Origin of the sequence: Bacillus sp. FJAT-49711, assembly GCF_018343715.1 — a bacterium.
Classification (GTDB): Bacteria; Bacillota; Bacilli; order Bacillales; family Bacillaceae_C; genus Lederbergia.
This window is the reverse complement of sequence record NZ_JAGYPL010000002.1, coordinates 589,781-616,030: the sequence shown is the minus strand read 5'-3', so window position 1 is coordinate 616,030 and position 26,250 is coordinate 589,781. Positions and strand designations below refer to the sequence as shown.

Below are 26,250 nucleotides of genomic sequence, written 5' to 3'. Positions count from 1 at the left end.
TACCCTGATGTCCTTTCTAACCTTCTGAAATATAGGCTGTTATTTTCTTTTTATACTAACTAACTTCTACTGCTTTCCCTGTTCTTGCAGACTCGTAAATCGCTTCTACTAATACAAGTGCCCTCAACCCGTCCTCTAACGTACTTTTAGGCTCATCTTTTCCTTTTACACAGTCTATAAAATGCTTTACTTCATATGCATGCCCTTGTTGCAATTCATCATCTGGAGAAGGGAAGCTCCAGCCTTTGGTCGATACAACATGTGGCTTCAGGCTTGATAATTCTTCAAGGGATTTTCCGTAACCAGGGTGACTATGTACACGAAGTCCTCCGGCATCATGTGTTGTACTTACATAAGCCGTACCTTCTTTGCCAAATACTTCTAACCGAACATCCATCCCACCTGTTATCGCCCAGCTAATTAATAATTCGGCTATTCCCCCATTTTCAAAGCGCAAAATAACGGCAGCCGTATCCTCTGAGCCATTTTTACAGTATTCGTCCCATTTTAAAACGTCCATTTCTGCATAGACTCTTCTAACCTTCGAACCCATAATCCATTCTAATGTGTACAGACCATGTATTCCCATATCGATCGTTGCGCCGCCGCCTGCAAGCTCCGCATCCCAGAACCAATCACTGTGAAAGGGGCCATTATGGATTTCATTTGAGCGAAGCATAATAATATCCCCTAATCCGCCCTCATCAATGATTTGTTTAATTTTTACCATTGCAGGCTTATATCGCATATTTTCACCATAAACAGCCATGACACCGTGTTTATTTGCCGCATCTACAATCTCTTTAGCTTCTTTCGTATTCATAGCTAATGGCTTTTCAATAAGAAAAGGTTTTTTTGCCTCAATGCAGGCCATCGCCATTTCATAATGCAGATGGTTAGGAGCCGTAATATCAACGCAATCAATTTCAGGGTCTGAAACGAGTTTACGCCAATCATCAGTCCATCGTTCAACACCAAATTCTTCTGCAACTGCTTTTGCATTCTCCGTACTTCTCGAGGCAAACATCCCAATTTCAATGTCAAACATCTGATAGCCAATTGCATGTCCCTTCCCCATAAAGCCCGTTCCAATAATTCCAACTTTTACATCTTTCTTACTCATTGTATTTCCCCTTTTATTGGTTTATTTTTTGCGCGGCTGCTTTATCTAGGATGACGACAAGATTAGGGTGAAGCTGTAAAATTGATGCCGGGATATCTTGCGTAACTGGTCCCGTTAATGATTGAAAAATAATATTAGCTTTACTTCCACCTTTAGCAAGTAATACGATATTCCGAGCCTTCATAATGGATTTAATCCCCATCGTAACACCTTGCTTCGGAACATTGTCCAATGAACCAAAAACAGGTATCTTCGATTCTCTCGTATTTAAATCGATGTCTACTACATGTGTGGTTTTTCCAAAAGGTGAGCCTGGCTCATTAAAACCGATATGACCATTTAAACCGATTCCGAGGAATTGAATGTCGATTCCACCGGACTCCTCAATCTGTTTATCAAATTGGGTACATCTTAGTTGTAGGTTTTCTTGTTCGGAAAGGTCATTCAAAAAGTGTATTTGTTCTTTTCGTAGTTTAAGAGGTTTAAAGAACTGTTCGTTCATTCTATAATAACAGCTTGATGGATTTTGACTGGAAACTCCAACATATTCATCCAGATTAAAAGTGGAAAACTGACTTATATCCACTTGCTTATCCAATAAATTTTCCGCTAGTCTTTTATGAAAGCCTACTGTCGTGTTTCCTGTAGCAAATCCAAGTGTAGAATCTAGTTTCTTGTTTATTTGCGCTAAGGCGATATCCGCGGCTTTTTCATCAAATTCATTACCTTCGAGTATAAGTAGTTCCATCAATATCCGCCTTTCTTATGAAAGTTCTTCATTCATCAAAGCAATACTTGCAGCACCCAATAATCCGATGTCATTATGATTCAAGGTAGTAATTGATATACTTTTTAAGCTGTTTCTTGACACTGGGAGGGCATTTTTTTTAATATGCTGACGGACTTTTTCTAATAATGATTGATGATTAAACACACCACCGCCAAAAACTAAATGCTCAGGATTAAATAGATTGACGATATTGGTTGACCCAATCTCTAATCCTTTAATCGCTTGGCCGGCGATGATTGCTGCTAGATGGTCTCCATTTTGAGCCGCTTGAAAAATAGTACTCGAATGCAAGCTGCCATCTTGATGATAAGAAGCTAATATCGAGTCAGGATAAGCGTTTATACCGACTAAAGCTTGTTTTACCATCCCGCCGCCTGAACAAATTGTTTCTAAATAGCCATCTCCAAATCCTTCCTTTAGCTGGCCAATATACATATGCCCTACTTCCCCAGCATAATTCGCGATTCCTCTTATGAGTTTAGCATTTTCAACTATTCCCATCGCAATTCCCGTACCTACATTTACATAAATAAAGTTCGATGTTTGCTTGCCAATTCCCCACTTCATTTCGGCTAATGTGGCTGCATTAACATCATTGTCTAAACATACAGGTACTTTCGTCTTTTCCGATACTAGTTGGGCAAGAGGGACCGGCTTTGATATCGGGATATTAATTGCGCTTTTCCAAACTCCAGTTTCTGGATTAATATGGCCAACTAAGCCGATTCCAATTGCTTTTAATTTGTCTGCACTTTTCACAAAATCATCGATTGAGTCAATAATAGCGGCTACTGCTTCAGCCTGGGAGTTACTATTCATTCGATATTTTTTGCTCTTTACTATTTCTCCAGTTTCAGCAACAAGCCCTATTTGTATATTTGTTCCGCCTACATCTACCCCGAGCACTGCTTTATTCATACTTACCAATACCTTTCAGCACTTAATAAAATCGCCCTAAAATTATGTTTCAATAATTTCAGGGCTCCTTTAAGTCATAGGTGATTTTTTATATCGATACAGATGTCGATGTTGCCAATGTATCAAGTTCTTCAGCAGATACTTCTTCTCCACGCTTATCAGAAAGATAGATTCCATCACTTATCAGCATGGTCTGCAGAGCAATTTGCGCCGTTGGCAACAGTGCTACTCTACCTTGAAGAGCTGCGATCCAATGATGTTGTGATGAATCGTAAGCGTCCTCATTTTCTCTTAGATTATGCCAGCGATAATCGAGTAAATCTAAATTAACCGTGCTGTCCATATCCATATCACAAACAGTAGAATGGAAACTAAATTGATTTTGGCTGCCTTCGCCAAATACAGGTAAGCGAATACCGCCTTTAGAGCCTAAAATGCTAGGACCTTCAAATCCGCCTAAATGAACAGACCAAGATTCAATGATATCAAGCGTGAGGTTATTTTGGAATTTAACAAAACCTAATGCAAGTTCCTCAACATCAAACCCGCTTTCGGCGCGTCGCTTCGGATCCATATCCATCTCTTGATACACTTTTCCCGAAATACGGGTCGGTGTTGGCAAGTCTAGTAGATAAAGCATTTGTGCAATATGGTAGACTCCCATATCAATAAGCGCGCCGCCGGTAGCGGTTTCTTTTTTCGTAAAGAACTTTGTGCCATAGCCATCAACAAACGGACGATTCCTTCTTCTAAAGCCTGTTGAACGCGCATGATAGATGTTTCCTAGTTTTCCTCCATCAATCAACGCTTTTGCAGCCTTCGTTTCTTTGCGATAAAGAGTGCCTAATTGAATATGGAGCATATTGCCTGTTTCCTTTGCCGCCTCTACCATTCTATTTCCGTCATAATATGTGCCAGCGATTGGCTTTTCACAATACACATGTTTCCCTGCTTCTAAAGCAGCAATCGTCATTGGGGCATGGAAATTATTATGTAAGCAAACATCCACAGCCTCAATATCATCTCGACTTAACATTTCACGAAAATCAGTGTAGACGCTAGGGATATTGTATTGTTCCGCTACTCTTTTTGCTTCCTGCTCATTTACGTCACATACGGCTACAATCTCCGCATCCGGAATGCCAGCATAATTATTTAAGTGTGACTTCCCAATCTGCCCTACACCAATTACTCCAATCCGTATCTTTCTCATCATATCCCTCCAATTCTATTATTTTATGAATTTTATAATGTAACTAAAAGACGTTTTACTGTCCCTAAAATCCACTCGATTTCGATGTATTGATTTTTATCGGCATTGTATTCAATTCCCCAATAGCCATCAAAGCCATTATCTTGCATCATACGAATTTTATCTTGTGCATCCTCAGCTGCGGCAGTTCTTGAATCAAAATGAGTATGGCTAACCCATGGCGCCACCATTTCATCGCCCTTATCAGCCTCTTCTCTCCATCTGCCAATATGTAGGAGGATTCCGAAATTAGGATGGTCAACAGCTTCAGCAATTCTTTTCATTTGAACAGGGCTTAAAGAAGGTCCTACATGATTTTCAGGTCCGACCGTATAGCCATGCTGTGCCCCTCGTTCACAATACTCCCTGTAACGTTTAACGATATAATCCAACTGATCATCTGTCATATTCATGCTAAACTCAGGATGGTTGCCAAAAAATCCGCCTGTATCGATACGTACTGTTTTAGCTCCGAGAATTTCAGCCGCATTCAGATGACCTAAAGCATTTTGATAAAGTTGTTCACGCTTGTCCGGATCTTCATCCCAAATATGGGCGCCATCAATCGCGTAGTTAATTAATGTCAAACCCTTTTCGTCCATTGCCTCGCGTACCTTTTTCAAAAACTCTTCATCCGGAACTCTTGAAATATCAGGTTCCCCTATCGTAAATTGCCCGTTCCAAATATCCACTGTGTCTAATCCATAACGATATTTTACTGACTCCAAGTACCCGAAAATATCCATTTTTCCTTCTAGAAACGAGTTGAAAAATGAGTAGCCGCCAATCGAAATCTTCACTTTAAAAAACCTCCTCTAGGACTAATTGATTAATTATTCCAGTGGATGAAATAATTAATCATATTATAACATTACGGTCTAATTAATCAATATATTACGAGTATTTTTATAACTTAAATATATGATTTTAGCGGACTGTTTTTGTTTTAAACATTTCATATAATCCTAATGTCGCGGCGCCAATTGCGGGTCCCTCTTCTTTCCAATGGGAAGTATTCACTGGTGTTGGATTTCCTGCAGCATCTTCATATTCATGAATTAATTCTGTCAAGCTTTGGGCAAGTTTTTCGTTTGAAGCAATCCATCCGCTCAGTATTAATTGTTCTGGGTTTAATAATTGAATGACATTTCCGCAATATTTAGCGATTTTATGAATAATTGAATTCATATCCCCTTTATATGGCTCTGTTCCGTCCAGCGCTAGTTGAGTAAATTTTTGAATGGTTGCTTCTTTATCCCCTGCAATCCAATCCTCGTTATAATCTGAAATTAGTCTATGATATAATGCATTGATTCCGTATGGATGGAAGTCTCCAATTTTTCCTGCTTGGCTTGTTGCTCCGCGATAAATTTGATTATTCATGACAAAGCCTGCACCTGTACCATAATCGATTAATATATAAACGATCGTACTTTTTCCTTTCGCTGCTCCGCTAAATCGCTCAGCAAACCCAGCAGCTTCAATATCATTTACGATATGAATAGGAATATTAAACCTCTCACTAAGGTTTGCTTTTATTGGGAAGTTTCGAACTTTTAAATACTTTGATCCAATAATTGTTTCCTGCTCTTCATCTATAATGCCAGGGACTGCAAGCCCCATCCATTTTATTAAATCGTGATTGATGTTCTGCTGATTAAGAAAACGGTCGATTGCTATTGGTAATTTTTCGTGGAGAGATTCTTCTCCAATAAAACAATCCATATTTTCTGTTTGGACGACTTCCCCGCGTAAATTCAGCATCATAAAACGCGAAGATTCCCTTGATAAGTCAATGCCAATGACATATCCATTTTCCGCATTAATGTTTAACATCGTCATTTTGCGGCCAACCCCAGAACCAGTTGTCCCCGTTTCGTGAATAATTCCTTCTTTAATTATCTCTTCCACTAACACGGAAACCGTTGTTGGACTAAGCTTCGTAAGTCTCGCCAGTTCTACTCTCGAAATTGGACCGTGGAGATATATAAGGTTTAATAAAAGGGACTTATTAATTTCCCTTAGCATTTGTTGATTGCCTCTCATTTTCATATGTCACACCTTCTACATCTTCGTTATTTGTTCTCTATTATACATTAAACAGGGGAAAATTAACTTTCTCACTATTGTGGTGAGATTAGGATTTTGAAGAAGGGTGGAGGTTTATTGGGAAAAAGAATTAATGGAACAACGCAATTGGAAGGAGAAAGCAGACTCTCTTACAAGAGAGCATTGAAAAAGTCACTTACATTTTATTGTGTTAAATACTTAGCAGTTGATTTCCGTTCCAGGTGGCTTCGCTTTCCGGGGCATCGAAAAGCGGAAGGCGTCTGCAGCTAGACAAGGTACGGGGAGCCGCCTCGGTGAAAAGGCAGTTTATTGAGCTATCATTTCTTTCGACTTAACGTTTTAGCCACCAGTCTATTGCTACGTGGATTGATTTAAACTTGTTTCTTGTTCGTTATATAAACATGTACTACAATTTCTTTTTTAAGAAAAATTGTTTTATATTTTCTGGATATTCATCATTAACGGCAAAAACCTCATAGCCCATCCCTTTGTAAAATTCCGGCGATTGATATGAAAATGTGCAAGTATGAGCAAATATACAGCCAAGTTCTTTCCCGAGCCTTTCAGCTTCTTTTATCATGACTTTTCCATAACCCTTGTTTCTATATTCATCCGCTATCCAGAATACATCAATATACATACCGTAAGACCATGTTTCACAAAACAAACCGCCTACGACTTTGCCTGATTCATCTTTTACATATAAGTTAATATCCTTGCCCGGCTTTTTGAGTAAGCCATTTGTCGCTCGAATATTATATTCATATAACTGATTACATACATAATTGTAATCAGTGTCACTCGATTCTCCTGTAATTTTGATATTGTCTATTGTTATAGCAACCATAAGTCTCCTCCGATAGCCCTGGATTCATTAGCAAACTATACTACTACAAATTTACACGAAGTTGAAAATATCAATGTTTAAATATTGCCTAGACATTAAAACTGTGCACGAATCAAATTATGTAATCTCGGCCTCAATCTTAAGATCGCTTGTTGGTTTTTGGCATGTACTCGATTTGTTAATAAAATGACGTGGAGCTGGATTTCTGGGTCAAACCACATACTCGTACCTGTATATCCGGTATGTCCATAAGATGTGTAAGAAAATAAATCTCCACATGACAATCGCGGACTATGAATTTGCCAACCTAGACCTCTTCCTTCTTCATCAACTGGTGTAAAGTTTCGTTTAGAAAGGTCTAAAGCTACTGTTGAAATAATCTTTTTTCCTCTGAAGCTTCCACCATTTTCAATCATTTGTGCATAGTTGGTTAAATCCTTTAATGTGGAAAATAACCCCGCGTGGCCACTCACTCCCCCCATGGATTCTGCGTTATCATCATGAACGATTCCGTACTTAAAGTCATTGAGTTTTTCACTAAATTCTGTCGCAGCAAATCGCGTACGACTATATGTAGGATTAAATCCTGTTTCATGCATTTCTAAAGGAGTTAGTATCTCTTTTGAAACATATTCATCAAATGGTATTTCTACCACTTTTTCAATTAATGAAGCTAGTAAAATAAAGCCTAAATCGCTATAAACCACTTTTTGCCCGACTGGATTTTCAAGCTCTTCAGCGCAAATTTTCTTTATCATTTGTTCTGTTGTTAATCCCTCTTCATAGAACGGCCTATGTGCAGGTAATCCAGAAGTATGTGTAAGCAAATGACGAATCCTCACTTCTTCTTTCCCATTTTCATTGAACTCAGGAAAAAAGTACGAAACAGGGTCATCTAGTCGTATCTCACCCTTGTCTAATAATTGTAAGGATGCTGTCATCGTTGTCACTATTTTCGTTAATGAGGCAAGATCGAACACGGTATCTATTTGCATCGGTTCTTTTTTAGGAGCGAGGGCTCGATATCCAACTACTTCCTCTAAAATAGATGTTCCTTTATGAGAAATATAAATCGCAGCACCGGGGATATTCTCTAAATCTATTTCTTTTTGCAAAAAGCGGATGACTTCTTCTTTCATATTCTAGCCCCCTATAGTTGTTTTTGATATTTCCGATATTCCTTCCAAATTTGATAACCCATTTTCTTATAAAAATCGACGATGGTTGTCCAATCGATTACAATTTTATTGATCCCTCGGCTGCGTAATATTGAAATACCTGCCAATACGGCGGCCAAGCCATAGCCTTTTCCACGTTCAGCTGAATCTATGCCTACCGATCCAATGCCACCTAGGGGTTCTCTAAACAATGGCGCCCAGTATACATTGTTATAAATGACCGAAGAATGTTCATCACTTATCCGGCAAGAGCCTATGATTTTCCCCGCTTTCTTTAAAACAACAAACTCTCTGCCAGTACCGCCCTTTTGAAAATAGCGAATCGTTTCATACTCCCATCTTCCTGGGAAGACTCGATTCATAAATTTTAGCATTTCATCTTTATCCTTTAGTTTTAAAATCCCTATATCTACACCATCTAGCTCAAGACTTTCCGGTTCCACTAATGGATCATAGTTTGCGAGTAAATCATATTCATTCCCTACATACTCATAACCTTTATGTTCAAACCACCTTGCAGCTTTTTCATATTCAGCTGGCACACTCGGAAAATAGTGTAGTGGATCTCCTCCAAGCTGGATTTCTGCCGCTCCATCCGCTTTTAATGCCGTTTCAGCCTTTTCTAGTAATAACGAACCTATTCCTTTATTTCGCTCCTTTTCACTAACCACCAAAACTTGAATCCAGCCAACATCCTTTGGCATCGGAACCGGCATAGGATCTTGCCAACGTTTACTAATGATAAAGCCAACGACATTGTCTTCATCGTCCAATGCCATCCACGAACCTGGAAGAAACACATTTTCATCTTCAAAGCTATTTTGTATAAACAATTCTCTCCGCATTGGGAATTTTGTGGAGAACTCTTTGTTCCATAAATCTATTAAATCTTTTATTCTATTGTTATTAAGTGGAATAATCTTCATACGTTACCTCCAAAATTAATCCTGCCATTAGGTGGGAGTGTGACGGAGCCAAGAATGACTGCACTTCCCGCTCCTGTTGCCTTTGGTACATTGGATGGCATCCCATTCATAGTTTCATTGGCTAAGATGGCAAATGCAATCGCTTCCTTTGCTTCAGAAGAAAAATCTATATCTTCTTGAGTTAATACAGAGATATTCGGCAAAAGACTTCCGATCATCTGGATTAATGTTTTATTAAATCCGCCCCCGCCTCCTATAATCATTTCATCAATATGAACTTTCGGAAAAACAAATTGCTTATACGAATCTGCAATTGAGAGAGCAGTAAAATAAGTGGCAGTTGCGATTAGATCATTAGCAGATAAATGGTCATATGTCTGAAGTATTTGCTTTGTAAATTGGATACCAAATAATTCACGCCCAGTTGATTTCGGTGGTGCCATCTTGAAGAAATCCATTGTCAGCCACGACTGTGCAATTTCTTTATGAACAATTCCTTGAGAAGCCCATTTTCCGTTTTTATCAAATGGTTTGCCCATCAAGACTTTACATAATTCATCGATGATCATATTACCGGGCCCTGTGTCAAAAGCGACAATGTCCTCTAAAGTTGCTTTTTTCGGGAGCACCGTTACATTTCCAATACCGCCGATGTTTTGCAATACCCGTCCCTTTGAATCACTGCGATATAGTAAATAATCAGCATAAGGAACAAGCGGTGCTCCTTCCCCACCAGCTGCCATATCCATCGAACGGAAATTTGAAATGACCGTGATACCTGTTTCGTAAGCAATAACAGCAGGATCAGCAATTTGCAATGTAGATTTAGTAAGATGACCATCTTGCTGTGGTATATGATAAAGCGTTTGCCCGTGCGAGGCGATGAAATCAATTTTAGTTAGCGGAACTTTTGCTTTCTTGCATACCCTTTTTACAGCATCCGCAAATAAATAGCCGAGCTTAAAATTCAGACTGCATATGAGTGCAGAATTCGAGTTATTTATATCCATGCTTTGCATTATTTCATCTTTAACATTAGCATCAAAAGGTAAAGTTATAAAATCGACTAATTCAACTTTTGTGTGTACACCAAAACCATTCAATTTCACTAACGCTGCGTCAATTCCATCGACTGAAGTCCCTGACATTAAACCGACAGCGAATTTTCCCATGCTATGCCTCCTTTTTCAAATACAAAACGGCAACTGACAAAGCACCAATGGCGGGAGTGACTTCACTTCTTATGAATTCAACCTCTCCTAGAAGTTTTTGAAGAGTTGATTCAAACTCCTCTTTAACATATGGATTTTTTTCTAATAAAGAGCCTTTGCATCCAACTTTCAAGGGGGGACTTATTTTCAATTTTTTAAAAAGCGAAAAGGTTTGATTTGCTAATTGAACTCCAGCGTCTCGAAAAATCCTTTGAGCGTCTTTATTTCCATTCTGCGCTTCCGTGAATATAAAGGAGGATACAGAAGCAATTTCCCCTTTAGTAGCGTTGTATATAAAACCTTTTAACCCCTCTGCTGAAGTAATTCCAAGCTCATGCATCAATGCTTGCGAAAGTGGAGAATACGGCAGCCCTTCATCCGCTTCTTTTGTTATTTGGCGAAAAGCTTGAATCGCGATATCATAGGCACTCCCATAATCACCTAAGATATGCCCCCAACCACCTGAATAGCCCTCACTTTCTCCATTTCTCCCATAGGAAATGGAGCCTGTTCCAGCAATCGTCAAAATACCATTTTGCTTACCTAGTAAAGCATGATAAGCGAGAACCGCATCGTTAACAAAAATGGTTGGAATTTTAGTTCTTTCGGAAAAAAAGTCTTCAAAACGCTTACGATTTCCTTTTGCTTCAATCCCTGCAACTCCGGCAATAATGGCTCCGCATTCTTTTCCGTATTGACTGTTAAGACAAGCAGCCACCGCTTCCCACACATTGTCTAACGCGTCCTTAAAATGAACATTAGGATTCCCAAAACCCGTTTCAATTTGGAAGACGATATTTTTATCCACATCTAATATTAATCCAGTTGTTTTCGTTCCACCAGCATCAATACCAATTGTATAAGCCAACCCCATCCCTCCCTTTTCCAAAATTTCATTTTTGTTTAATTCCTAATTCAATAAAATTTAATTTCACCTTTATTTTACTATGAATATCTGCCTAATCAAGAAGCTTAATAAAATATGGTGATTTAACTACCATCTTCCAAATGAGTTTGTTGATTCTAGCGTTTGTAGCGAAAAGTTGTGAAAAGTCCACGTTTTCGTTCCTGATAATGGTACCTTTGATTTGGTCAAAGGTATGATGATTTCTTATTCGTGACCCTGCAACTTACTTCCCTATAGACTTGGGCACAATAACACTTTATTCGTGCCCATAAATCTACCTTCACATGGTTTATGGGCACGATTATTTCCTATTCGTTACCTCACAGCTTTCTTTCATTTAGACACGGGCACGATAATATTAAAATTGACTACTTACTTTTTCCAAATCTCAGTCGCAATTTTATACAACCAAAATCACTTGATTCAGAAATCGAGTAGGAGGGAGTGATTAACCCCCGACCTCTCACACCACCGTACATACCGTTCGGTATACGGCGGTTCAACTAAGATTGGTGACGCAAAGTTTCGTAACGAGATAATAGACTTTTGAGCCCTTGGGAATTCCAGTAGGAGTTTCCAAGGGTTCTGTGTAGTATCGGACTTTTGGAGATTCTCCAATAACTTCTACGTGAGTTTCCCCATTCATAAGCCTTTCCTTTCGGAACGCCAAGTCTAATGAGGTTCCTCACCTTCGTGCTTGGTTTCTTCCAATTCTTCCACATACACATCCGAAGTCTTCTTCTAATCCATGAATCAAACTCCCTGAATACACTTGGCGTATCTGCCAGGGCGAAGTATCCGCACCATCCCATTAGATATTGGTTTAGTTTCTCTATTCGATATTCCATGGGATAAGGTTTCTTTCTTGAGGTAATTTCTCGGATTTTATTCTTCATCCGTTTCACGCTTTCTTTGGCAATCCGAACTTTGGGTTCTTTATGAAAGGTAAAACTGAATCCAAGAAATTTCCTCTTCCAAGGACGGTCTACAGCTGACTTTTTCAAATTAACTTTCAGCTTAAGCTTTCCTTCTATAAACAAGGTGATGGAATCCATCACCCGGTTTCCTGCTTTCATTGTTTTCACATAGATATTAGCATCATCGGCGTATCGTACAAATTTGTGACCTCTTTCCTCTAACTTCTTGTCAAATTCGTCAAGGACAATGTTAGAGAGTAAAGGACTGAGAGGTCCTCCTTGTGGAGTTCCTTCCTCACTGGTTGTCACAATGCCATTTATCATGATTCCCGATTCTAGATATTTACGGATTAACTTAAGCAGGCGTTTATCTTCGATTCGTTTCGCTAGTGTCCCCATTAATTTGTCATGGTTTACTCTGTCGAAGAACTTCTCCAAGTCGATATCAACCACCCAACGATAACCTTCCTGTATATAACCTTTTGCTTTCCTAACCGCATCATGGGCGCTTCGACCTGGTCGAAATCCATAACTATGGTCTGAGAACATCGGGTCATATATAGTCGTTAAAACTTGGGCAATTGCTTGTTGAATGAGACGGTCTGTTACGGTAGGGATACCTAATAATCGCACCCCACCGTCAGGTTTCGGGATTTCGACCCTGCGGACGGGTTGCGGTGTATAGGTACCCTCAAGAAGTTCCATTTTCATGGATTCCCAGTGTTTCTTGATATGCTCTCGTAGGTTTTGTACGGACATCCCATCCACACCATGACTTCCTTTATTTCGTTCCACCCTTTTCAGGGCGGAAAGGAGGTTTTCCCGTGACAGTATTCGTTCCATTAACATTGGTTACGCCTCTTTCCGTGAACAACGATTCCACTTATGCCAGTTCTGCTCCACCATCTTGAAGTCCCCCATGGGATTCACCATATCCTCCTTCAAGCATGCCTTATCGGTTATCTGTGTTCATCGCAGGTTACTGAATGCCAAGATGTTGCTCTCTCTTAATTGTTCAGCCCTTCCCATTCTTCTCGAGTTCGAATGGTACTATGGCCTCTGCTGACTTCTGATTGTTCAGCTATCCATCACTGGATAGGTTACCAAGTGAACTTGGCGTTCCAATCAGACCTCCCCAGGTAAGAACGTAGTCTTTCCCTCCACCTATCTGCTTCATTTACTACATACAACCTTCGGCAGAAAGGGCTTTGTTCTGTACTGCAAACTCACCCAATCGTAAATAGCCTAATATGAAGTTCGTGTTCCTCAGACCGGAGGTTTGCCGCTCGCTTCCTTCAGATTCCACGTCACCGTGGACACCCTTGCGTTAAGCTAACTGCTACTTCTGCCTTCGCAGTTCGGGACTTGCACCCTATAGACTACGCCCATGCTGGGCGCACAGTAAAATAAGGCACAAATTTTGTGCCTTATTAAGGGTTTCATCTATTTTCTAGGTCGGTTAACCGCCTGTTTAGATCCTGCAGTTCACGTTCGATGCCTTCTAACTGTTTTTCTAATGGATGGAGATTGCCTTTCACATATTCGAGCTTTTCCAGATCGTGCTGAAGACGCACATAATCCGCCTTCAAATCTTCAATCTTATATTGAATCTCCTTTTTGGTCATGGTTTATCACCTTCTTACATCCTTAATGTTAAAATCATATCATACATATAAATAGTTCATAAAAAACTGGAGGGATTTCGTTGAAACAACCACACCACATTTCTAATAAAGAAATTGGGCATTTGGTTCATTCTTATTATGATTTGAAAATAGACTCAATATCCTTTATTCCCCTTGGTGATAAATCCTTTAGTTATAAAATTCGCTGTCAAAACGAAGATTCCTTTTATTTAAAGCTTTTAGATAAAAAAATACAGGAAACCGCCATCAAACAAACGCACTACTATTTACCTTTATTAACGGAATTACATAAAAAGAATTTATACCCGGCTGCCATTTATCCAATATTAACGAAAGACAAACAAAATAAAATTGAATTGGATGACATTGTTTTAATATTATTCCCTTGGATAGACGGTTATACGCTAGCTAATTCGTATCCTTTAAAAGATGACCATATTCGGAACATCGCAAAATTATCGGCAAAACTGCATATGACAACAGAACAAGTCGGAAAAAAAGTTGAACTCCCTAATGAAACATTTGATGTTCAGTTTGTGGACGAGCTTCATACTTATGTATTAACCCTTCAGCAAAGATCCGCACGATTAGAACTTATTGACATGATAACCTCAAAGGAAAAAGTAATTATTTCACTTATACAGCAAATAAAAGAGTTAGCCAATTCCTTTAAAAATAAGCATATTCCATTTGTCATATGCCACGGTGATTTATGGGGCGGGAATCTCATCCAGTCTTCATCCGGCCTCCGTATCATTGATTGGGAATCTGTTATTTTAGCCCCGATGGAAAGAGAATTGGCTGGTTATATTAATCAAAAGCCGTTTGTTTTTATAAAAGCATATGAGGAAAAAATTGGATTTAACATAAAACTAGACGTTAATTTGCTTCGCTTCTTTTCCTATCGGGCCCAGCTTCATAACTTGTACAGCTGGTTGAGAAACTTACTCGTGTATCAGTTGGATGAAGAGCAGCAATTGAATGATATCGATATGATTAAAAATCATTGTTTAAACCGTTGGGATGAGCTTGAAGAAGGATTGCAAAAATTAGAACAAAAGGTGGAATCACGATGAAAGCAGTTTTAGTAGAAGAAAATACGCAACAGCTTTTTATTGGAAAAACAGACATGCCGCATATGGGTAAAAACGATCTTCTTATCAAGGTAAAAGCAACGGCACTAAATAGGGCGGATTTACTACAAAAGCGTGGTCTTTACCCGCCTCCTCAAGGTGCATCTCCTATCCTTGGCCTTGAAATGAGTGGCGTCGTTGAAGATTTCGGGGAGGCTGTAAAAGATTTTAAAAAAGGCGACCGTGTATGTGCACTGCTTCCAGGAGGCGGATATGCTGAATATGTAGTTATTCCTGCTGAAATGGCAATCAGAATTCCTCAAAATCTGTCATTTGAAGAAGCAGCAGCTATTCCTGAAGTGTTTTTAACCGCCTTTTTAAATATGTTTTGGTTGGGAAAACTTAAAAAAGAAGAAACCATCCTCATCCATGCAGGTGCAAGTGGAGTCGGAACAGCCGCCATTCAACTAGCACGGGAAATTGGCGCGAATATTATTGTTACAGCTGGAACTGAGGAGAAACGTTCATTATGTCTTTCGTTAGGAGCTGGCGTTGCCATTGATTATAAAGAAGGACCTTTTTCTGAAAAAGTGATGAAGGAAACTTCTGAAAATGGTGTTAACCTTATTTTTGATTTTATTGGTGCCCCTTACTGGGAACAAAACATTCATTCCCTTTCAGTCGATGGCAAACTGATTTTAATTGGAACGATGGGAGGCTCAAAGCTTGCCGACGTCAATCTAGGAAAGCTGCTTTTTAAAAGAATTCAAGTTATTGGCACAGCCCTTCGTTCACAGCCTATTGAGAAAAAAATTGCCTTAACGAAAGACTTTGCTGATTTCGCATTATCTTTGTTTGAAAATGGTCGTTTAAAGCCAATTATTGATTCTATTTGGAACTGGGAAAAAGGAAGTGAAGCCCATTCCTATATGGAACAAAATAAAAATGCGGGGAAAATTGTGCTGCAGATCCCGTAAAAAAGGATGAAACAATGGACAGAATCATGACCGTTATTAAACGTTTTTTTATCGATCGATTTCATGATCAATCTGCGCAAATGGCTTATTATTTTATGCTGTCCATTTTTCCGTTTCTCATTTTTGCCCTTTCAATCGTCAGTTTCCTGCCAGTTCGCGTTGAAGATGTTCTTAGCGCTATTGAACCTTTTGCACCTAAAGGGAGTTTTCATTTAATAAAGTCCAATATTTTGGGCATTTTTGGCCAGCAACAGACGAAGATCGCTTCATTCAGTTTGTTGGCTGCATTTTGGATTGCCTCCATGGCCGTTCAATCCCTCGTACGTGCTATGAATGATGCTTATAAAATCGTCCGGAAGGAAGGATTTTTTCTGGCATTTGGAAAAGATTTAATTTTAACCTTAAGCCTAATGGTGACGTTGACCATTTCTTTGCTTGTGCCAATTGGGGAAGAGATTGGTCGACTTTTTTTAGCGACACATATTGAATTGCCGCCATCATTTCACAAATGGTGGTTTTTAGCTAAATGGATTATCGGTTCCATCTATTTATTTTTCTTTTTTCTATTTCTTTATAAAGTGGTGCCAAGTAAAAAAATTAGTGTCCAAAACATTATTCCTGGAGCCATTTTCGCAACAATTGGATGGCAAACTGTCTCTATCGGTTTTTCCTATTACGTATCATTTGCAGCAAGCTATACAAGACTTTATGGACAATTAGGAAATATTATTGTTCTTATGATTTGGTTTTACTTTACAGCAGCTGTTCTACTTATCGGCGGACTAGTGAATGCTACTTGGATGGCAAAAAAGGAAAAATAAAAAGAGACCAGGACATAACTATTTCCGACAAAGATAAATCCGAACAATAGGTTGTTTAGTGTATATACCACGCTTCGGAAATATACTTCGCTTTCCGTGGGCAGCTGGCGAGCCTCCTCGCTCGTCCCGAGCTGCGGGGTCTCACCTATGCCTTCCTCCCACAGGAGTCTTCGTATATTTCCTCCGCTTAGTTAGATCATTGTTCGTCTTTAGGTTTGATTGTTTTAGTTATGTCCCAGCCTCCTGAATGGGTTAAACTTGTAAATTTTGTTTTGGCTGCTTATACACTTCTTCGTCCAATTCCCCTGTTATTTTTCCGGTCAATACTCCAGCTGTCATACTGCCGCTTACATTTAATGCTGTCCGCCCCATGTCAATTAAAGGCTCAACAGAAATCAATAATCCGACAATCGCAATGGGCAGATTAAGTGCAGATAAAACGAGCAAGGCAGCAAAAGTTGCTCCACCACCAACTCCAGCAACGCCAAATGAGCTGATTGCGACAATTAATATTAACGTGAAGATAAAAGAAGGATTAAGCGGGTCTATTCCGGCACTAGGTGCAACCATGATAGCAAGCATGGCAGGATAAATTCCTGCACATCCATTTTGTCCAATCGAAAGGCCGAATGAACCAGCAAAATTCGCGATTCCTTCAGATACCCCAAATTCATTGTGCTGGGTTTTTATATTTAAAGGCAAAGTCCCTGCACTAGAACGAGATGTAAAAGCAAAAGCAAGTGTTGGCATCGCTTTTTTAACATACGTAACTGGATTTTGTTTAGCAATGGTCAATAAAAGTAGATGGATTACGAACATGATAATTATCGCGACATAAGAAGCGATAACGAATTTTCCGAGCTTCACAATCGCCGAATAATCACTTGTTGCCGTTACTTTTGCCATTAAAGCCAGCACTCCATAAGGAGTCAGTCTTAAAACAAGGGTGACGACCCGCATAACTATGGTGTAGAGGGTCTCAATAATCTTAGCAAAGAAATCAGCATGCTCCGGTTCTTTTCTTCTCACTCCCAAGTATGCAATCCCGATAATGGCAGCAAAAATAACAACTGCAATTGTAGAAGTCGGACGGGCACCTGTTAAATCCATAAATGGGTTTTGTGGAAATAAAGTGATGATCTGTTGAGGGATTGTCATATCTTTTACATCCCCAACTGTTTCTTGAAGCTGTGTATTTCTAGTTATTTCTGCTTCGCCTTCTTCAAGCTGAATCCCTTCAAGGTTAAAGCCGAGTGCCGTGGCAATTCCAATCGAAGCTGCAATAGCTGTTGTACCTAATAAGATCCCTATGACAAGTGCGCTGATTTTCCCAAGATTACTTGTTAATTTCAATTTTGTAAAAGCGGAAACGATTGATATAAAAACCAACGGCATAACGATCATCTTTAATAGGGAAATATATCCGCTGCCGACGATATTCAACCATTCGAGAGACCCTTTTGTAATATCAGAATCCGTCCCATATATTAAATGGATGGCCAAACCTAAAACAATCCCAATCCCTAATGCTGTAAATACGCGTTTTGAAAAGGAAATATGCTTTTTCTGCATCCGAAATAATAGAAATAAAAGCAATAAAAATATGGCAATATTTATAATAATCAACAGTGTATCCATGATGCTCCCCCCTAGTTTTAGATTCCGTGGCGGTTAGATAAAGAAAAATACTTTACTTCAATGATATTCCCTTAATATGGTTATCATAACCTGTACTCGAGAAATCTATGTTATGGGTTTAGCATTGTATGAGAATGGGAAAGTTATGAAAAATGGTGAAAGGATGTCTATGATGCGTTTTTCAAAAATATTGCGCTTTGCAATCAAGGCAGCCCCAGTCGTATACCCGCTTGCTAAGAAACTTTTGCAGAATAGAAAAAAGCAAAAACAGAATGTTCATACTCCAAGAACAAAAGCAGAAACGCCTGTGCAGCGCCGTACAACTTCTTAAGCCTAACGAGAAGTTAACTTCCGAAAGTTAGCGATGTCCTGTGGGCTTAAGGTAGACGGAAACTATTTTCTTGAAAGTTATCCTCAAAGTTTCTATATAGAACAAAAAAAGAGACCAATTAGTATAGAATCACTCTTATACATTGGTCTCACTTTTTATATTTTTACACTTTAAACTGCCTAATTAATTTATCCAAATCAATCGCAATAGAAGATAGTGATTCGGCGTTTGCTGCAATTTCTTGCATGGAGCTTGTTGTTTGTTCTGCGGATGCTGCCGTCTCTTCAATTCCTGCTGATGATTCTTCAGAAATGGAAGCAATATTAGAAATGGAAGCATTCATCACATCTGTACTGCTTGCAATATTGTCCAGGTCATGAGAAATGATTTTGATTTGATCCACCACTTGCTTGATCGATTCAGTAATCATTTCAAAAGTGCTGCCAGTTGACCTAATTTGTTCGGTGCCCAGTTCAACCTGTACGAAGCTTTCATTCAATGAATGGACAACCTCGCCAGTTTCTTTTTGAATGGTAGAAACAATTCCTGTAATATTGGAAACGGAGCTTGCCACTTGTTCAGCGAGCTTTTTAACTTCCCCAGCAACAACTGCAAATCCTTTTCCATGTTCACCAGCTCGTGCAGCTTCAATAGCAGCATTTAAAGCTAATAAGTTTGTTTGTTCAGCAATATCGGAAATAACTTTGACTAGTTGTGAAATTTCTTTGGAATGGCCTTCAAGACTTTGAACTTTTCCAACCGCATCTTTCACGTTTTCATCAATTAATTTCATTTTAGAGATTGACTCTGTCATTGCTTCATTGCCTTTTTCAGTTAAATCTAAAACCTGACTGGAAACATGGCTTGCCCTTTGCCCGCTCGAATTGGCATTATGTATATTGGACGTGAGCGATCCCATAGATTCAACCAAATCAGATGAGGATTGCGCTTGAGTTTCAGCAGCAACGGAAAGTTCCTCCATCGTAGTCGCCACCTGTTGACTGCCTGAATTGACTTCCATTGCTGAGTGGCTAAGTTCCTCGCTTCGTCTCATAACAGTTTGTGATACATTTCCAATTTCTTGTGCCATTGATCGAATTTGACGATTCATATCGTTCACAGATCCGATCAACACGCCAACTTCATCCTTTGATCTAGTTAATAAATCATCATGAGTTAAGTCCCCTTCGGCAATTAAACGCATGCGATTTGCTACTCTGACAATAGGTTTAGATATAGAATTTGCTGTCATAATCGCAATGATAATCCCAAGTATGAGGGCAACGACACCTATTGCCACACTTGTTAATGAATTTCTTTCACCAGCGCTGATTACTTTTTCCGCATTAGCTGTAATGTTCTTTTCCTGTGTTTTTGATAGTTCTTGGAATGAATCCCTTAAAATGATACTTAGCGGCTCGATTGTGTTTCTAAAATTATCACGTGCTATTTCCCGATCTGCTAAAAATTCTTTAAACACCATATCATTGATGGCAACTTCCCAATTATTAAGCCTTTCAAGAAGCTCTTTTGTTTCTTTTGTTGAAGATTTAGCTAAAAGCTGCTTTTCTAATTCCTTACTTTCAGCTGTTGACTCTTCAAACGCACGCATATAAGGTGTTTGACCTAGTAAAAGGTAAATACTTAATTGCGAAGTTCTCTCAGCAATATTCACACTCAACTTTTCTGACACAACAAGTATAGGCAATTGATCCTCAATTACTTGAGTTGTTTGCTTATTTGTCTGTGTTGTAAAAAAGTAATTGGAACCGCTTATAATTAAGAGAATAGCATTAATAATTAAAAAGCCTCTTAATATTTTCCCCTTTAAACTTTTCATTTCCCCACCATCTTCCTTATATATCTTCAGTCCTGTATATATTCTATTATCGGCTATAACCTCAAAGTTTTTAATACTATTTACCTAATTTGCCAAATTTTGTTCCCCAAATGATAAAATACCTTTTTCAGCATCAAGATAAGCAGAAAGTCCTAATGGCAAAGATAAAGAAGATTTACAATGCCCCGCTCTAACATTAAAAATCACAGGTTTCCCCGCAGGAGCAATGATGCTTTTAAATAGGTCTTCTACTTGAAATCCATCTGCATATCGTTCTGATGAACATTCAGTCCAAGTACCTAGAACAATTCCTGCAGCGTCTGAAATTTTACCTGCTAATGCAAGCTGCGTTAGCATTCTATCGATTCTGTACGGTTCTTCGCCAATATCTTCTAAAAATAAAATTTTTCCTTTTGTATCTATTTCATAAGGTGTTCCAAGCGTACTCACTGATACAGATAAATTCCCACCTACTAAAATCCCTTTCGCTATCCCTGGTACAAGACAATTAATGAGTTCACTTTGAGGATTTTCTACACAACCTACGTTTGGATATTCTGTCAAAATCGAATACAACGACTCAAGTGTGAAACTATCACGTTCAACTAAGTCGGACGCCGGCATTGGTCCGTGAATCGTTGGCAAATCACATCTTTGTTGAAAGGCAATATGAAGTGCCGTAATATCACTGTAGCCAATAAATAATTTGGGATTCATTTTAATCGTTTCATAGTCTAATAGCGGAAGCAAATGCAAGGAGCCATAACCACCACGAAGACAAAAAATAGCAGAAATTGCATGATTGGCAAACAATGAATTTAATTCATTTGCACGTTGAATAGGAGTTCCTGCTAAATACCCTCCATAATGTTCATAGCATGTATCTCCTACCTCAACATTAAAACCTATCTCTTTAATAACAGAAATCGCCTTTTCCAGCCGTTCCTTGGTCACTGGTCCTGCTGGAGCTGTAAGTCCGATTGTATCGCCTTTTTTGAGTGGTTTAATTTGTTGTATTGCCAATGTTAAGCACTCCTTTGTAATAAATAGACTTCCGGCATTCACCCTGTCAGATAGTACAAGGATTTCTCTAAGGGATTGTTGTTATTAAAACAAAATCCATTGAAGGTGGATTGTAGCGAAAGTGCGAGACTCATGCGGGAAAGGTAGACAGGCTCATGGAAATGCGTAAGCGCCTTGACGAGCACCGACAAGCATAAGACAAATTACGCAGTGGCTTGCCTTTAGCTGCTTAGTCATATGACTTATGACCTCGAAGGGCTAGGCGCTGCAGCTAGACAAACTGCCCGCCCCCGGGAAGCGAGCAACTGTAGCGAAAATCAAACACGCACTATCTTGGCAAAGCATCATTGTTCGCACAAATAGCCTTTTTTTAAAAAAATATGTGACAACTCTTTGGCAAGTCTTTTTAAAAAAACTTCGGGAAATGAATAACAAATCTTAGTAAGCCGTTGGAAATTCGATAGGTGTATGTCTCAAAACTCCAAAAGTTATTTAAAATAATAAAGAAGCCAACGTAGTCATTTATATGATGGCTTCTTTTTCATTATTCAAGGCTCTTGGAAATGAGCATTATTCAAGCAACGCAGCTTTTACTCCTTCTGGTTGGAACCAAATATCTTTAAAATCAACCCACCCTCTTGAATTCATATGAACTCCTTGTACAGAGGGATGAAAAGCGGTTCCAAGTTTTTTATGGACGAGGAAGAGGACTGCATAATGTTCTTTTAAAATGCTTTCTATTTCAAACAATTTGCATTCTCGTACACTTAGATTTATTTCTTGTAAGACTTCGTCAATTTTCCGATCTATTTTCTCAGCTAATTCATCACTTAAGTGAATGCGTAAGAAGCTATGGGAAAATTGATAATCATGAATTTGGGAGATCTCTTTATCTCCTAAAAGGACTTCAAATAATATACAATCTGCCCGTTTAATCAACTCAATTTGAGCCATTTCATCCCAATTGACTATGTTAATTTCTAAATTGATTCCATATTTCAAGCACTCTTCTCTTAACCAAAAGGCATCTGGTTCATGTCTTTCATAACAATACAATTGAATTGGTTCCCCAGAATAGCCAGATTGCAGAAGCAGCGGCATGACTTCTGATGAATTATGTTCGCGATCAATAACTGATGGAAGCCCCCTCAATTGAAATCCATTTGATGGATACAGGCGAGGTTCTCCTAATGCGGAAACCATTTTGGCCCTATCAATTAAACGGTGTAAAGCTTTCCGGAAATAAAGGTTGGTTTGTGGACCTTCTTTCGATAAATTCATACTCAAAACACTGCTTCCTGCGTATATCTCTTCATGTACCTTCCATGAGATATCATCATACTGAGCAGCTTCATCATGATTTACGATAAGTCGCTCAAAATGTTGCTTATTCAGATTCAGTATTTTTTCATCATTAGGCATCCTAGAAATTTCAATTCGATCAAGTTGTGGTCTACCTAAAAAGTGAGATGGAAAAGCTTCAAGAATGCAGGCTTTCGATGTATTTTTTAACATTTTAAACGGTCCTGTGCCATTTGGACAATTGGGAAACTCATCCTTTGACATATCCGCAGGAAGAATAGACATCGGTACATACGATAAATAATTTAAAAACAGATAATTGGAACTATTTAAATTAAACTGTACCGTATGTTTATCATGTATCACAATTTCTTTTATTTGTTGCACTAACCATTTATGTGGTGAGTTTCGTAAACGATCAATAGTATGTACTACATCTTCAGCCTCTAGTTCCTTTCCATGATGAAAAAGAACACCTTTCCGTAAATAAAACACCCATTTCGTTTGATCTTTATTCGACTCCCAATGGTGCGCAACGATTCCTTTTATTTGTTGAGAGGACTGATCATAATCAATAAGTGTGCTATATATTTGACTGGCCATATGGGCATCTAATTCATAATAGATGCGTGCAGGATCAAGTGTTGTGATCGGACGAAAAATTGGAAAACGGAGAACTTCAACTCGGTCATCATCACTATCCTCAACGTTGTATCCAAAGTAATCAGATAACCAAGACATGATCCTTTCCTTCACTTGAGTACCTTCACCATATAGTTGTATTTGTTCAAGTGCTTCCTTTAGTTCCCCCTGTTTGACAAGTTGTACAGCTTTATCAAACAAAATATCCTCAAGCGTTTTTTTAAAGGTTAATATCGAATGGTTTCCCCGCCCTTTTCCCGGGACAAATTCTACCCAGCCGAGCTGAACCATTTTAGTAATAATTAGCTTGGCATTTCGGGTCGTGCAGAACCACAATTCAGAAAGGGTTCCCATTGAGACAGGGTATGGTTCATGTTCTTTCGTATGATTAAATGAGTTCCATAAAGAGATAAAATCATCTGCAATCATTTCCATCCCCCCTTTTAATAATAAGTTGAAATTTAATTCCTTTCCATTTCACCTTTTGCATGTTTCATTCAATATACCACGGAAAAACAGCTGTGGAATAGATGTTTTCGTTATTTAAGTGGAAAAATCATTGTAAATGAATGGCATTTTTAACCTTCTCCAACCTCTGTAAAATAAGAATTAATCAAACATTGGAGGAGATCAGAAATGATGAACTTATATACATTGGAAAAAATAATGGAACAAGAAAAAAAGAGTATCCAAAGAAAAGCAAATCAAGCATGGATGCATTCTAATAAACATAACAGACATTTTAAAAAAACTTCACATGAATTATTGGAAATCTTATTTCAAAAGTTTATTGCATCAAAAAAACGAAGTCGAAAAATGTATGATTCCTAGTGACTATGGGAGAAATTTATCAAATATTTCCGGGGAAATATGACGAAATGAAATTGACATTCCCGGTTTACTATGGGAAATCCCCCTAAAGTTGGTGTTGTGAGAGTTTAGTTATCGGTTCTTATCAGACCTGCAGTTCTTTAAAATAATATTTGGGAAAAGATCCTTCACAAAAATGCTTCGAAATTAGGAAGCATTTTTTTTCGTATATATCAAAAACTATTAGGAAATATCATGTTTCCGGGAGGATATAAATGAAAGCAACAGATGTGATTGTACAATGTTTGGAAAACGAAGGAGTCGAATACATCTTTGGTATTGTCGGAAAGGAAACTTTAGATTTCATAGAATCTCTTTCAAAATCTAATCAGATCACCTTCATCCCCGTTCGCCACGAACAAGGTGCTGCATTTATGGCAAGTGCATATGGGAAATTTTCCAGCAAGACTGGAGTTTGTACGTCCACTTTAGGTCCTGGAGCAACTAATTTAATAACTGGGATTGCAAGTGCCTTTTTGGATTACTCTCCAGTTGTCGCCATTGCAGGGCAAACTGGACTTGATAAACAGAATAAGCGATCACATCAATTTGTTGACATCGTCAAGATATTCAGTCCAATAACAAAGATGGCCTTCCAAATTCATGATAACTCGTCCATTCCAGAAATGATTCGAAAGGCATTTAGTGCATCGCAAATGGAAAAGCCTGGCCCTGCTCTCCTTGCTATTCCAGAAAATTTGGCAATGGAGGCTGCACCTCCTAAGGTAATTCCAGCCCTTTCACTGCCAATATCTCAACCCGACCATTTATCAATTACGAAAGCTTGCAGCCTTCTTAATGAAAGCAAAAGACCATTTGTCATTGTCGGGAGTGGTGCAATACGGCAAGAAGGAGTGAAAGAGGTTATTCATTTCATCGAAAGACTACAGGCACCTGTCACCCATTCTTTTACAGCGAGAGGAATCTTGCCTAAGCAGCATTCACTTAATTACTATACTTTTGGATTTGAGGAAAATGATCTTGTTTTATCTGGAATTGATGAAGCAGATTTGTTAATTGTGATTGGCTTTGATGTTGTTGAAAGACTTCCAAAAGAATGGAATCGAAGAAAAAGGCCTGTACTACATATAGATGTACTGCCGGCCATTGTGGATGAATACTATCCCGTAAGTTCGGAATTGGTAGGTACTATTCCAAAAACATTACAAGAAATAAATTCACTTCAAGTCAATTCAAAAAGTTGGACACCTTCAGGAAATTTAAAAATAAGTATCGAACAATCATATCAAATTAGATACAACGAAAAAGACATATCGCAGTTGCCTTTTACAGCTGAAAATATTTTGCATATGATCGAAAAGATTTCAACCGATCAAACAATTTTGATTTCTGATGTTGGTGCACACAAAATCTCAGTTGCACGTACGTATCAGCCAAAGCGAGCGGGTGCTGCACTTATCTCAAACGGCTTTGCTTCAATGGGGCTTGCCATCCCTAGTTCAATCGGGGCAAAGATGGCACGGCCAAATGACAGCATTATTTGCATTACGGGAGACGGAGGAGCGTTAATGAATTTTGCAGAAATCGAAACAGCAAGACGACTCGGTCTTTCGTTTATCGTGATTGTTCTAAACGATTATGTATTGGAGCTTGAAAAACAGATGATGAATAAGAAATTTGGTAAAAGCTTCGGTGTTAAATTCGGAAATCCCGATTTTGTGCAGTTAGCTAGAAGTTTTGGGATTAAAGGAGTGAGACCGAAAAGCATGAAAGAATTTGAAGAGTTATTAAAGTCTGCATTATCTTCGGAGGAACTCATATTACTCGAGATTTCTCTCCAATCATAGTTAATGCGTGGATGAAATGTAGATTGTGATTGTTCAAACTTAATGAAATCCAATCCAATTTACAACAATTGATGATTAGAGAAACTTTCAAACTAATTTTAACGTTGTTTAATTAAGAATTGAAATGAGTTTACCGATCC

General features: G+C 38.6%; 24 protein-coding genes. 7 read left to right on the top strand and 17 right to left on the bottom strand.

Going from position 1 to position 26,250, the window contains the following annotated elements; all coding sequences use genetic code 11:
- Positions 1-55 precede the first annotated feature (55 nt).
- The 6 genes from KHA96_RS10610 to KHA96_RS10585 form a co-directional block, all read right to left on the bottom strand.
- The gene (locus KHA96_RS10610) at positions 56-1,123 is read right to left on the bottom strand and encodes a Gfo/Idh/MocA family protein (RefSeq protein WP_213129266.1); all 1,068 of its coding nucleotides are present in this window, start codon (positions 1,121-1,123) and stop codon (positions 56-58) included.
- 13 nt (positions 1,124-1,136) lie between these two features.
- Positions 1,137-1,871, bottom strand: a complete 735-nt coding sequence (locus KHA96_RS10605; protein WP_213129265.1) for a glucosamine-6-phosphate deaminase — start codon at positions 1,869-1,871, stop codon at positions 1,137-1,139.
- A 15-nt stretch (positions 1,872-1,886) separates the two neighbouring features.
- Positions 1,887-2,831, bottom strand: coding sequence for an ROK family protein (locus KHA96_RS10600; protein WP_213129264.1), 945 nt, complete (start codon positions 2,829-2,831; stop codon positions 1,887-1,889).
- Between the two features lie 88 nt (positions 2,832-2,919).
- Positions 2,920-4,044 carry a Gfo/Idh/MocA family protein gene (locus KHA96_RS10595; protein ID WP_213129263.1) on the bottom strand — a complete coding sequence of 375 codons (1,125 nt, stop codon included), beginning with the start codon at positions 4,042-4,044 and terminating at the stop codon, positions 2,920-2,922.
- 32 nt (positions 4,045-4,076) lie between these two features.
- Complete coding sequence (locus KHA96_RS10590; protein ID WP_213129262.1) at positions 4,077-4,883, bottom strand: sugar phosphate isomerase/epimerase family protein; 807 nt, start codon at positions 4,881-4,883, stop codon at positions 4,077-4,079.
- A gap of 127 nt (positions 4,884-5,010) precedes the next feature.
- Positions 5,011-6,135 carry an ROK family transcriptional regulator gene (locus KHA96_RS10585; protein WP_213129261.1) on the bottom strand — a complete coding sequence of 375 codons (1,125 nt, stop codon included), beginning with the start codon at positions 6,133-6,135 and terminating at the stop codon, positions 5,011-5,013.
- 114 nt (positions 6,136-6,249) lie between these two features.
- On the opposite strand from KHA96_RS10585, the gene KHA96_RS10580 reads away from it, so the two are divergent.
- Positions 6,250-6,423: a hypothetical protein gene (locus tag KHA96_RS10580; protein WP_213129260.1), complete on the top strand. Its 174-nt coding sequence runs from the start codon at positions 6,250-6,252 to the stop codon at positions 6,421-6,423.
- A gap of 136 nt (positions 6,424-6,559) precedes the next feature.
- On the opposite strand, the gene KHA96_RS10575 is transcribed toward KHA96_RS10580, so the two are convergent.
- The 7 genes from KHA96_RS10575 to KHA96_RS10545 all read right to left on the bottom strand — a co-directional run bounded on the left by KHA96_RS10575 (position 6,560) and on the right by KHA96_RS10545 (position 13,764).
- Entirely contained in the window at positions 6,560-7,000 is a 441-nt protein-coding gene (locus KHA96_RS10575; protein WP_213129259.1) for a GNAT family N-acetyltransferase, read from the bottom strand.
- 95 nt (positions 7,001-7,095) lie between these two features.
- Positions 7,096-8,139, bottom strand: a complete 1,044-nt coding sequence (locus KHA96_RS10570; protein ID WP_213129258.1) for a serine hydrolase domain-containing protein — start codon at positions 8,137-8,139, stop codon at positions 7,096-7,098.
- An 11-nt stretch (positions 8,140-8,150) separates the two neighbouring features.
- Positions 8,151-9,104, bottom strand: coding sequence for a GNAT family N-acetyltransferase (locus KHA96_RS10565; protein ID WP_213129257.1), 954 nt, complete (start codon positions 9,102-9,104; stop codon positions 8,151-8,153).
- A complete protein-coding gene (anmK, locus tag KHA96_RS10560; RefSeq protein WP_213129256.1) occupies positions 9,101-10,276 on the bottom strand; it encodes an anhydro-N-acetylmuramic acid kinase AnmK in 1,176 nt (391 codons plus the stop codon). Before anmK ends, KHA96_RS10565 begins: the two co-directional genes overlap by 4 nt.
- 1 nt (position 10,277) lies before the next feature.
- On the bottom strand, positions 10,278-11,183 hold the full coding sequence (locus tag KHA96_RS10555; protein WP_213129255.1) for a BadF/BadG/BcrA/BcrD ATPase family protein: 906 nt from the start codon (positions 11,181-11,183) through the stop codon (positions 10,278-10,280).
- Between the two features lie 542 nt (positions 11,184-11,725).
- Positions 11,726-12,988, bottom strand: a complete 1,263-nt coding sequence (gene ltrA / locus KHA96_RS10550) for a group II intron reverse transcriptase/maturase (protein WP_213127439.1) — start codon at positions 12,986-12,988, stop codon at positions 11,726-11,728.
- A 590-nt stretch (positions 12,989-13,578) separates the two neighbouring features.
- Positions 13,579-13,764, bottom strand: coding sequence for an SE1832 family protein (locus tag KHA96_RS10545; protein WP_213129254.1), 186 nt, complete (start codon positions 13,762-13,764; stop codon positions 13,579-13,581).
- Between the two features lie 80 nt (positions 13,765-13,844).
- Here KHA96_RS10545 and KHA96_RS10540 point away from each other — a divergent pair, with 80 nt between their 5' ends.
- Genes KHA96_RS10540 through KHA96_RS10530 form a run of 3 tightly spaced genes read left to right on the top strand, consistent with a single transcriptional unit; the run spans position 13,845 to position 16,656 of the window.
- Positions 13,845-14,861, top strand: coding sequence for a phosphotransferase (locus tag KHA96_RS10540; protein ID WP_213129253.1), 1,017 nt, complete (start codon positions 13,845-13,847; stop codon positions 14,859-14,861).
- The gene (locus KHA96_RS10535; protein ID WP_213129252.1) at positions 14,858-15,835 is read left to right on the top strand and encodes an NAD(P)H-quinone oxidoreductase; all 978 of its coding nucleotides are present in this window, start codon (positions 14,858-14,860) and stop codon (positions 15,833-15,835) included. The genes KHA96_RS10540 and KHA96_RS10535 overlap by 4 nt, the downstream gene beginning before the upstream one ends.
- A gap of 14 nt (positions 15,836-15,849) precedes the next feature.
- On the top strand, positions 15,850-16,656 hold the full coding sequence (locus KHA96_RS10530; protein ID WP_213129251.1) for a YihY/virulence factor BrkB family protein: 807 nt from the start codon (positions 15,850-15,852) through the stop codon (positions 16,654-16,656).
- Positions 16,657-16,908: 252 nt separating this feature from the next.
- Here KHA96_RS10530 and KHA96_RS10525 read toward each other — a convergent pair whose 3' ends face one another.
- Positions 16,909-18,294, bottom strand: a complete 1,386-nt coding sequence (locus tag KHA96_RS10525) for an L-cystine transporter (protein WP_213129250.1) — start codon at positions 18,292-18,294, stop codon at positions 16,909-16,911.
- Positions 18,295-18,406: 112 nt separating this feature from the next.
- Between KHA96_RS10525 and KHA96_RS10520 the strand changes: the two genes are divergently transcribed.
- Positions 18,407-18,625: a hypothetical protein gene (locus KHA96_RS10520; RefSeq protein WP_213129249.1), complete on the top strand. Its 219-nt coding sequence runs from the start codon at positions 18,407-18,409 to the stop codon at positions 18,623-18,625.
- Positions 18,626-18,788: 163 nt separating this feature from the next.
- Here the strand turns inward: KHA96_RS10520 and KHA96_RS23505 are convergent, their stop codons facing one another.
- From KHA96_RS23505 to KHA96_RS10505, 3 genes are all read right to left on the bottom strand, one after another.
- Complete coding sequence (locus KHA96_RS23505) at positions 18,789-19,877, bottom strand: methyl-accepting chemotaxis protein (protein ID WP_481748237.1); 1,089 nt, start codon at positions 19,875-19,877, stop codon at positions 18,789-18,791.
- 672 nt (positions 19,878-20,549) lie between these two features.
- On the bottom strand, positions 20,550-21,482 hold the full coding sequence (locus tag KHA96_RS10510; RefSeq protein WP_213129913.1) for a S66 peptidase family protein: 933 nt from the start codon (positions 21,480-21,482) through the stop codon (positions 20,550-20,552).
- Between the two features lie 576 nt (positions 21,483-22,058).
- On the bottom strand, positions 22,059-23,861 hold the full coding sequence (locus KHA96_RS10505) for an ABC transporter substrate-binding protein (RefSeq protein WP_213129247.1): 1,803 nt from the start codon (positions 23,859-23,861) through the stop codon (positions 22,059-22,061).
- Positions 23,862-24,068: 207 nt separating this feature from the next.
- Between KHA96_RS10505 and KHA96_RS10500 the strand changes: the two genes are divergently transcribed.
- Complete coding sequence (locus KHA96_RS10500) at positions 24,069-24,263, top strand: hypothetical protein (protein ID WP_213129246.1); 195 nt, start codon at positions 24,069-24,071, stop codon at positions 24,261-24,263.
- A 254-nt stretch (positions 24,264-24,517) separates the two neighbouring features.
- The gene (locus KHA96_RS10495; protein WP_213129245.1) at positions 24,518-26,110 is read left to right on the top strand and encodes an acetolactate synthase large subunit; all 1,593 of its coding nucleotides are present in this window, start codon (positions 24,518-24,520) and stop codon (positions 26,108-26,110) included.
- Positions 26,111-26,250: the final 140 nt, after the last annotated feature.

Bases quoted from the DNA above. Each gene is read 5' to 3' on its own strand.
- KHA96_RS10610 (WP_213129266.1), bottom strand. From the start codon at position 1,123: ATGAGTAAGAAAGATGTAAAAGTTGGAATTATTGGAACGGGCTTTATG.
- KHA96_RS10605 (WP_213129265.1), bottom strand. From the start codon at position 1,871: ATGGAACTACTTATACTCGAAGGTAATGAATTTGATGAAAAAGCCGCG.
- KHA96_RS10600 (WP_213129264.1), bottom strand. From the start codon at position 2,831: ATGAATAAAGCAGTGCTCGGGGTAGATGTAGGCGGAACAAATATACAA.
- KHA96_RS10595 (WP_213129263.1), bottom strand. From the start codon at position 4,044: ATGAGAAAGATACGGATTGGAGTAATTGGTGTAGGGCAGATTGGGAAG.
- KHA96_RS10585 (WP_213129261.1), bottom strand. From the start codon at position 6,135: ATGAAAATGAGAGGCAATCAACAAATGCTAAGGGAAATTAATAAGTCC.
- KHA96_RS10575 (WP_213129259.1), bottom strand. From the start codon at position 7,000: ATGGTTGCTATAACAATAGACAATATCAAAATTACAGGAGAATCGAGT.
- KHA96_RS10570 (WP_213129258.1), bottom strand. From the start codon at position 8,139: ATGAAAGAAGAAGTCATCCGCTTTTTGCAAAAAGAAATAGATTTAGAG.
- KHA96_RS10565 (WP_213129257.1), bottom strand. From the start codon at position 9,104: ATGAAGATTATTCCACTTAATAACAATAGAATAAAAGATTTAATAGAT.
- anmK (WP_213129256.1), bottom strand. From the start codon at position 10,276: ATGGGAAAATTCGCTGTCGGTTTAATGTCAGGGACTTCAGTCGATGGA.
- ltrA (WP_213127439.1), bottom strand. From the start codon at position 12,988: ATGTTAATGGAACGAATACTGTCACGGGAAAACCTCCTTTCCGCCCTG.
- KHA96_RS10545 (WP_213129254.1), bottom strand. From the start codon at position 13,764: ATGACCAAAAAGGAGATTCAATATAAGATTGAAGATTTGAAGGCGGAT.
- KHA96_RS10535 (WP_213129252.1), top strand. From the start codon at position 14,858: ATGAAAGCAGTTTTAGTAGAAGAAAATACGCAACAGCTTTTTATTGGA.
- KHA96_RS10530 (WP_213129251.1), top strand. From the start codon at position 15,850: ATGGACAGAATCATGACCGTTATTAAACGTTTTTTTATCGATCGATTT.
- KHA96_RS10525 (WP_213129250.1), bottom strand. From the start codon at position 18,294: ATGGATACACTGTTGATTATTATAAATATTGCCATATTTTTATTGCTT.
- KHA96_RS10520 (WP_213129249.1), top strand. From the start codon at position 18,407: ATGGGTTTAGCATTGTATGAGAATGGGAAAGTTATGAAAAATGGTGAA.
- KHA96_RS23505 (WP_481748237.1), bottom strand. From the start codon at position 19,877: ATGACAGCAAATTCTATATCTAAACCTATTGTCAGAGTAGCAAATCGC.
- KHA96_RS10505 (WP_213129247.1), bottom strand. From the start codon at position 23,861: ATGATTGCAGATGATTTTATCTCTTTATGGAACTCATTTAATCATACG.
- KHA96_RS10500 (WP_213129246.1), top strand. From the start codon at position 24,069: ATGATGAACTTATATACATTGGAAAAAATAATGGAACAAGAAAAAAAG.
- KHA96_RS10495 (WP_213129245.1), top strand. From the start codon at position 24,518: ATGAAAGCAACAGATGTGATTGTACAATGTTTGGAAAACGAAGGAGTC.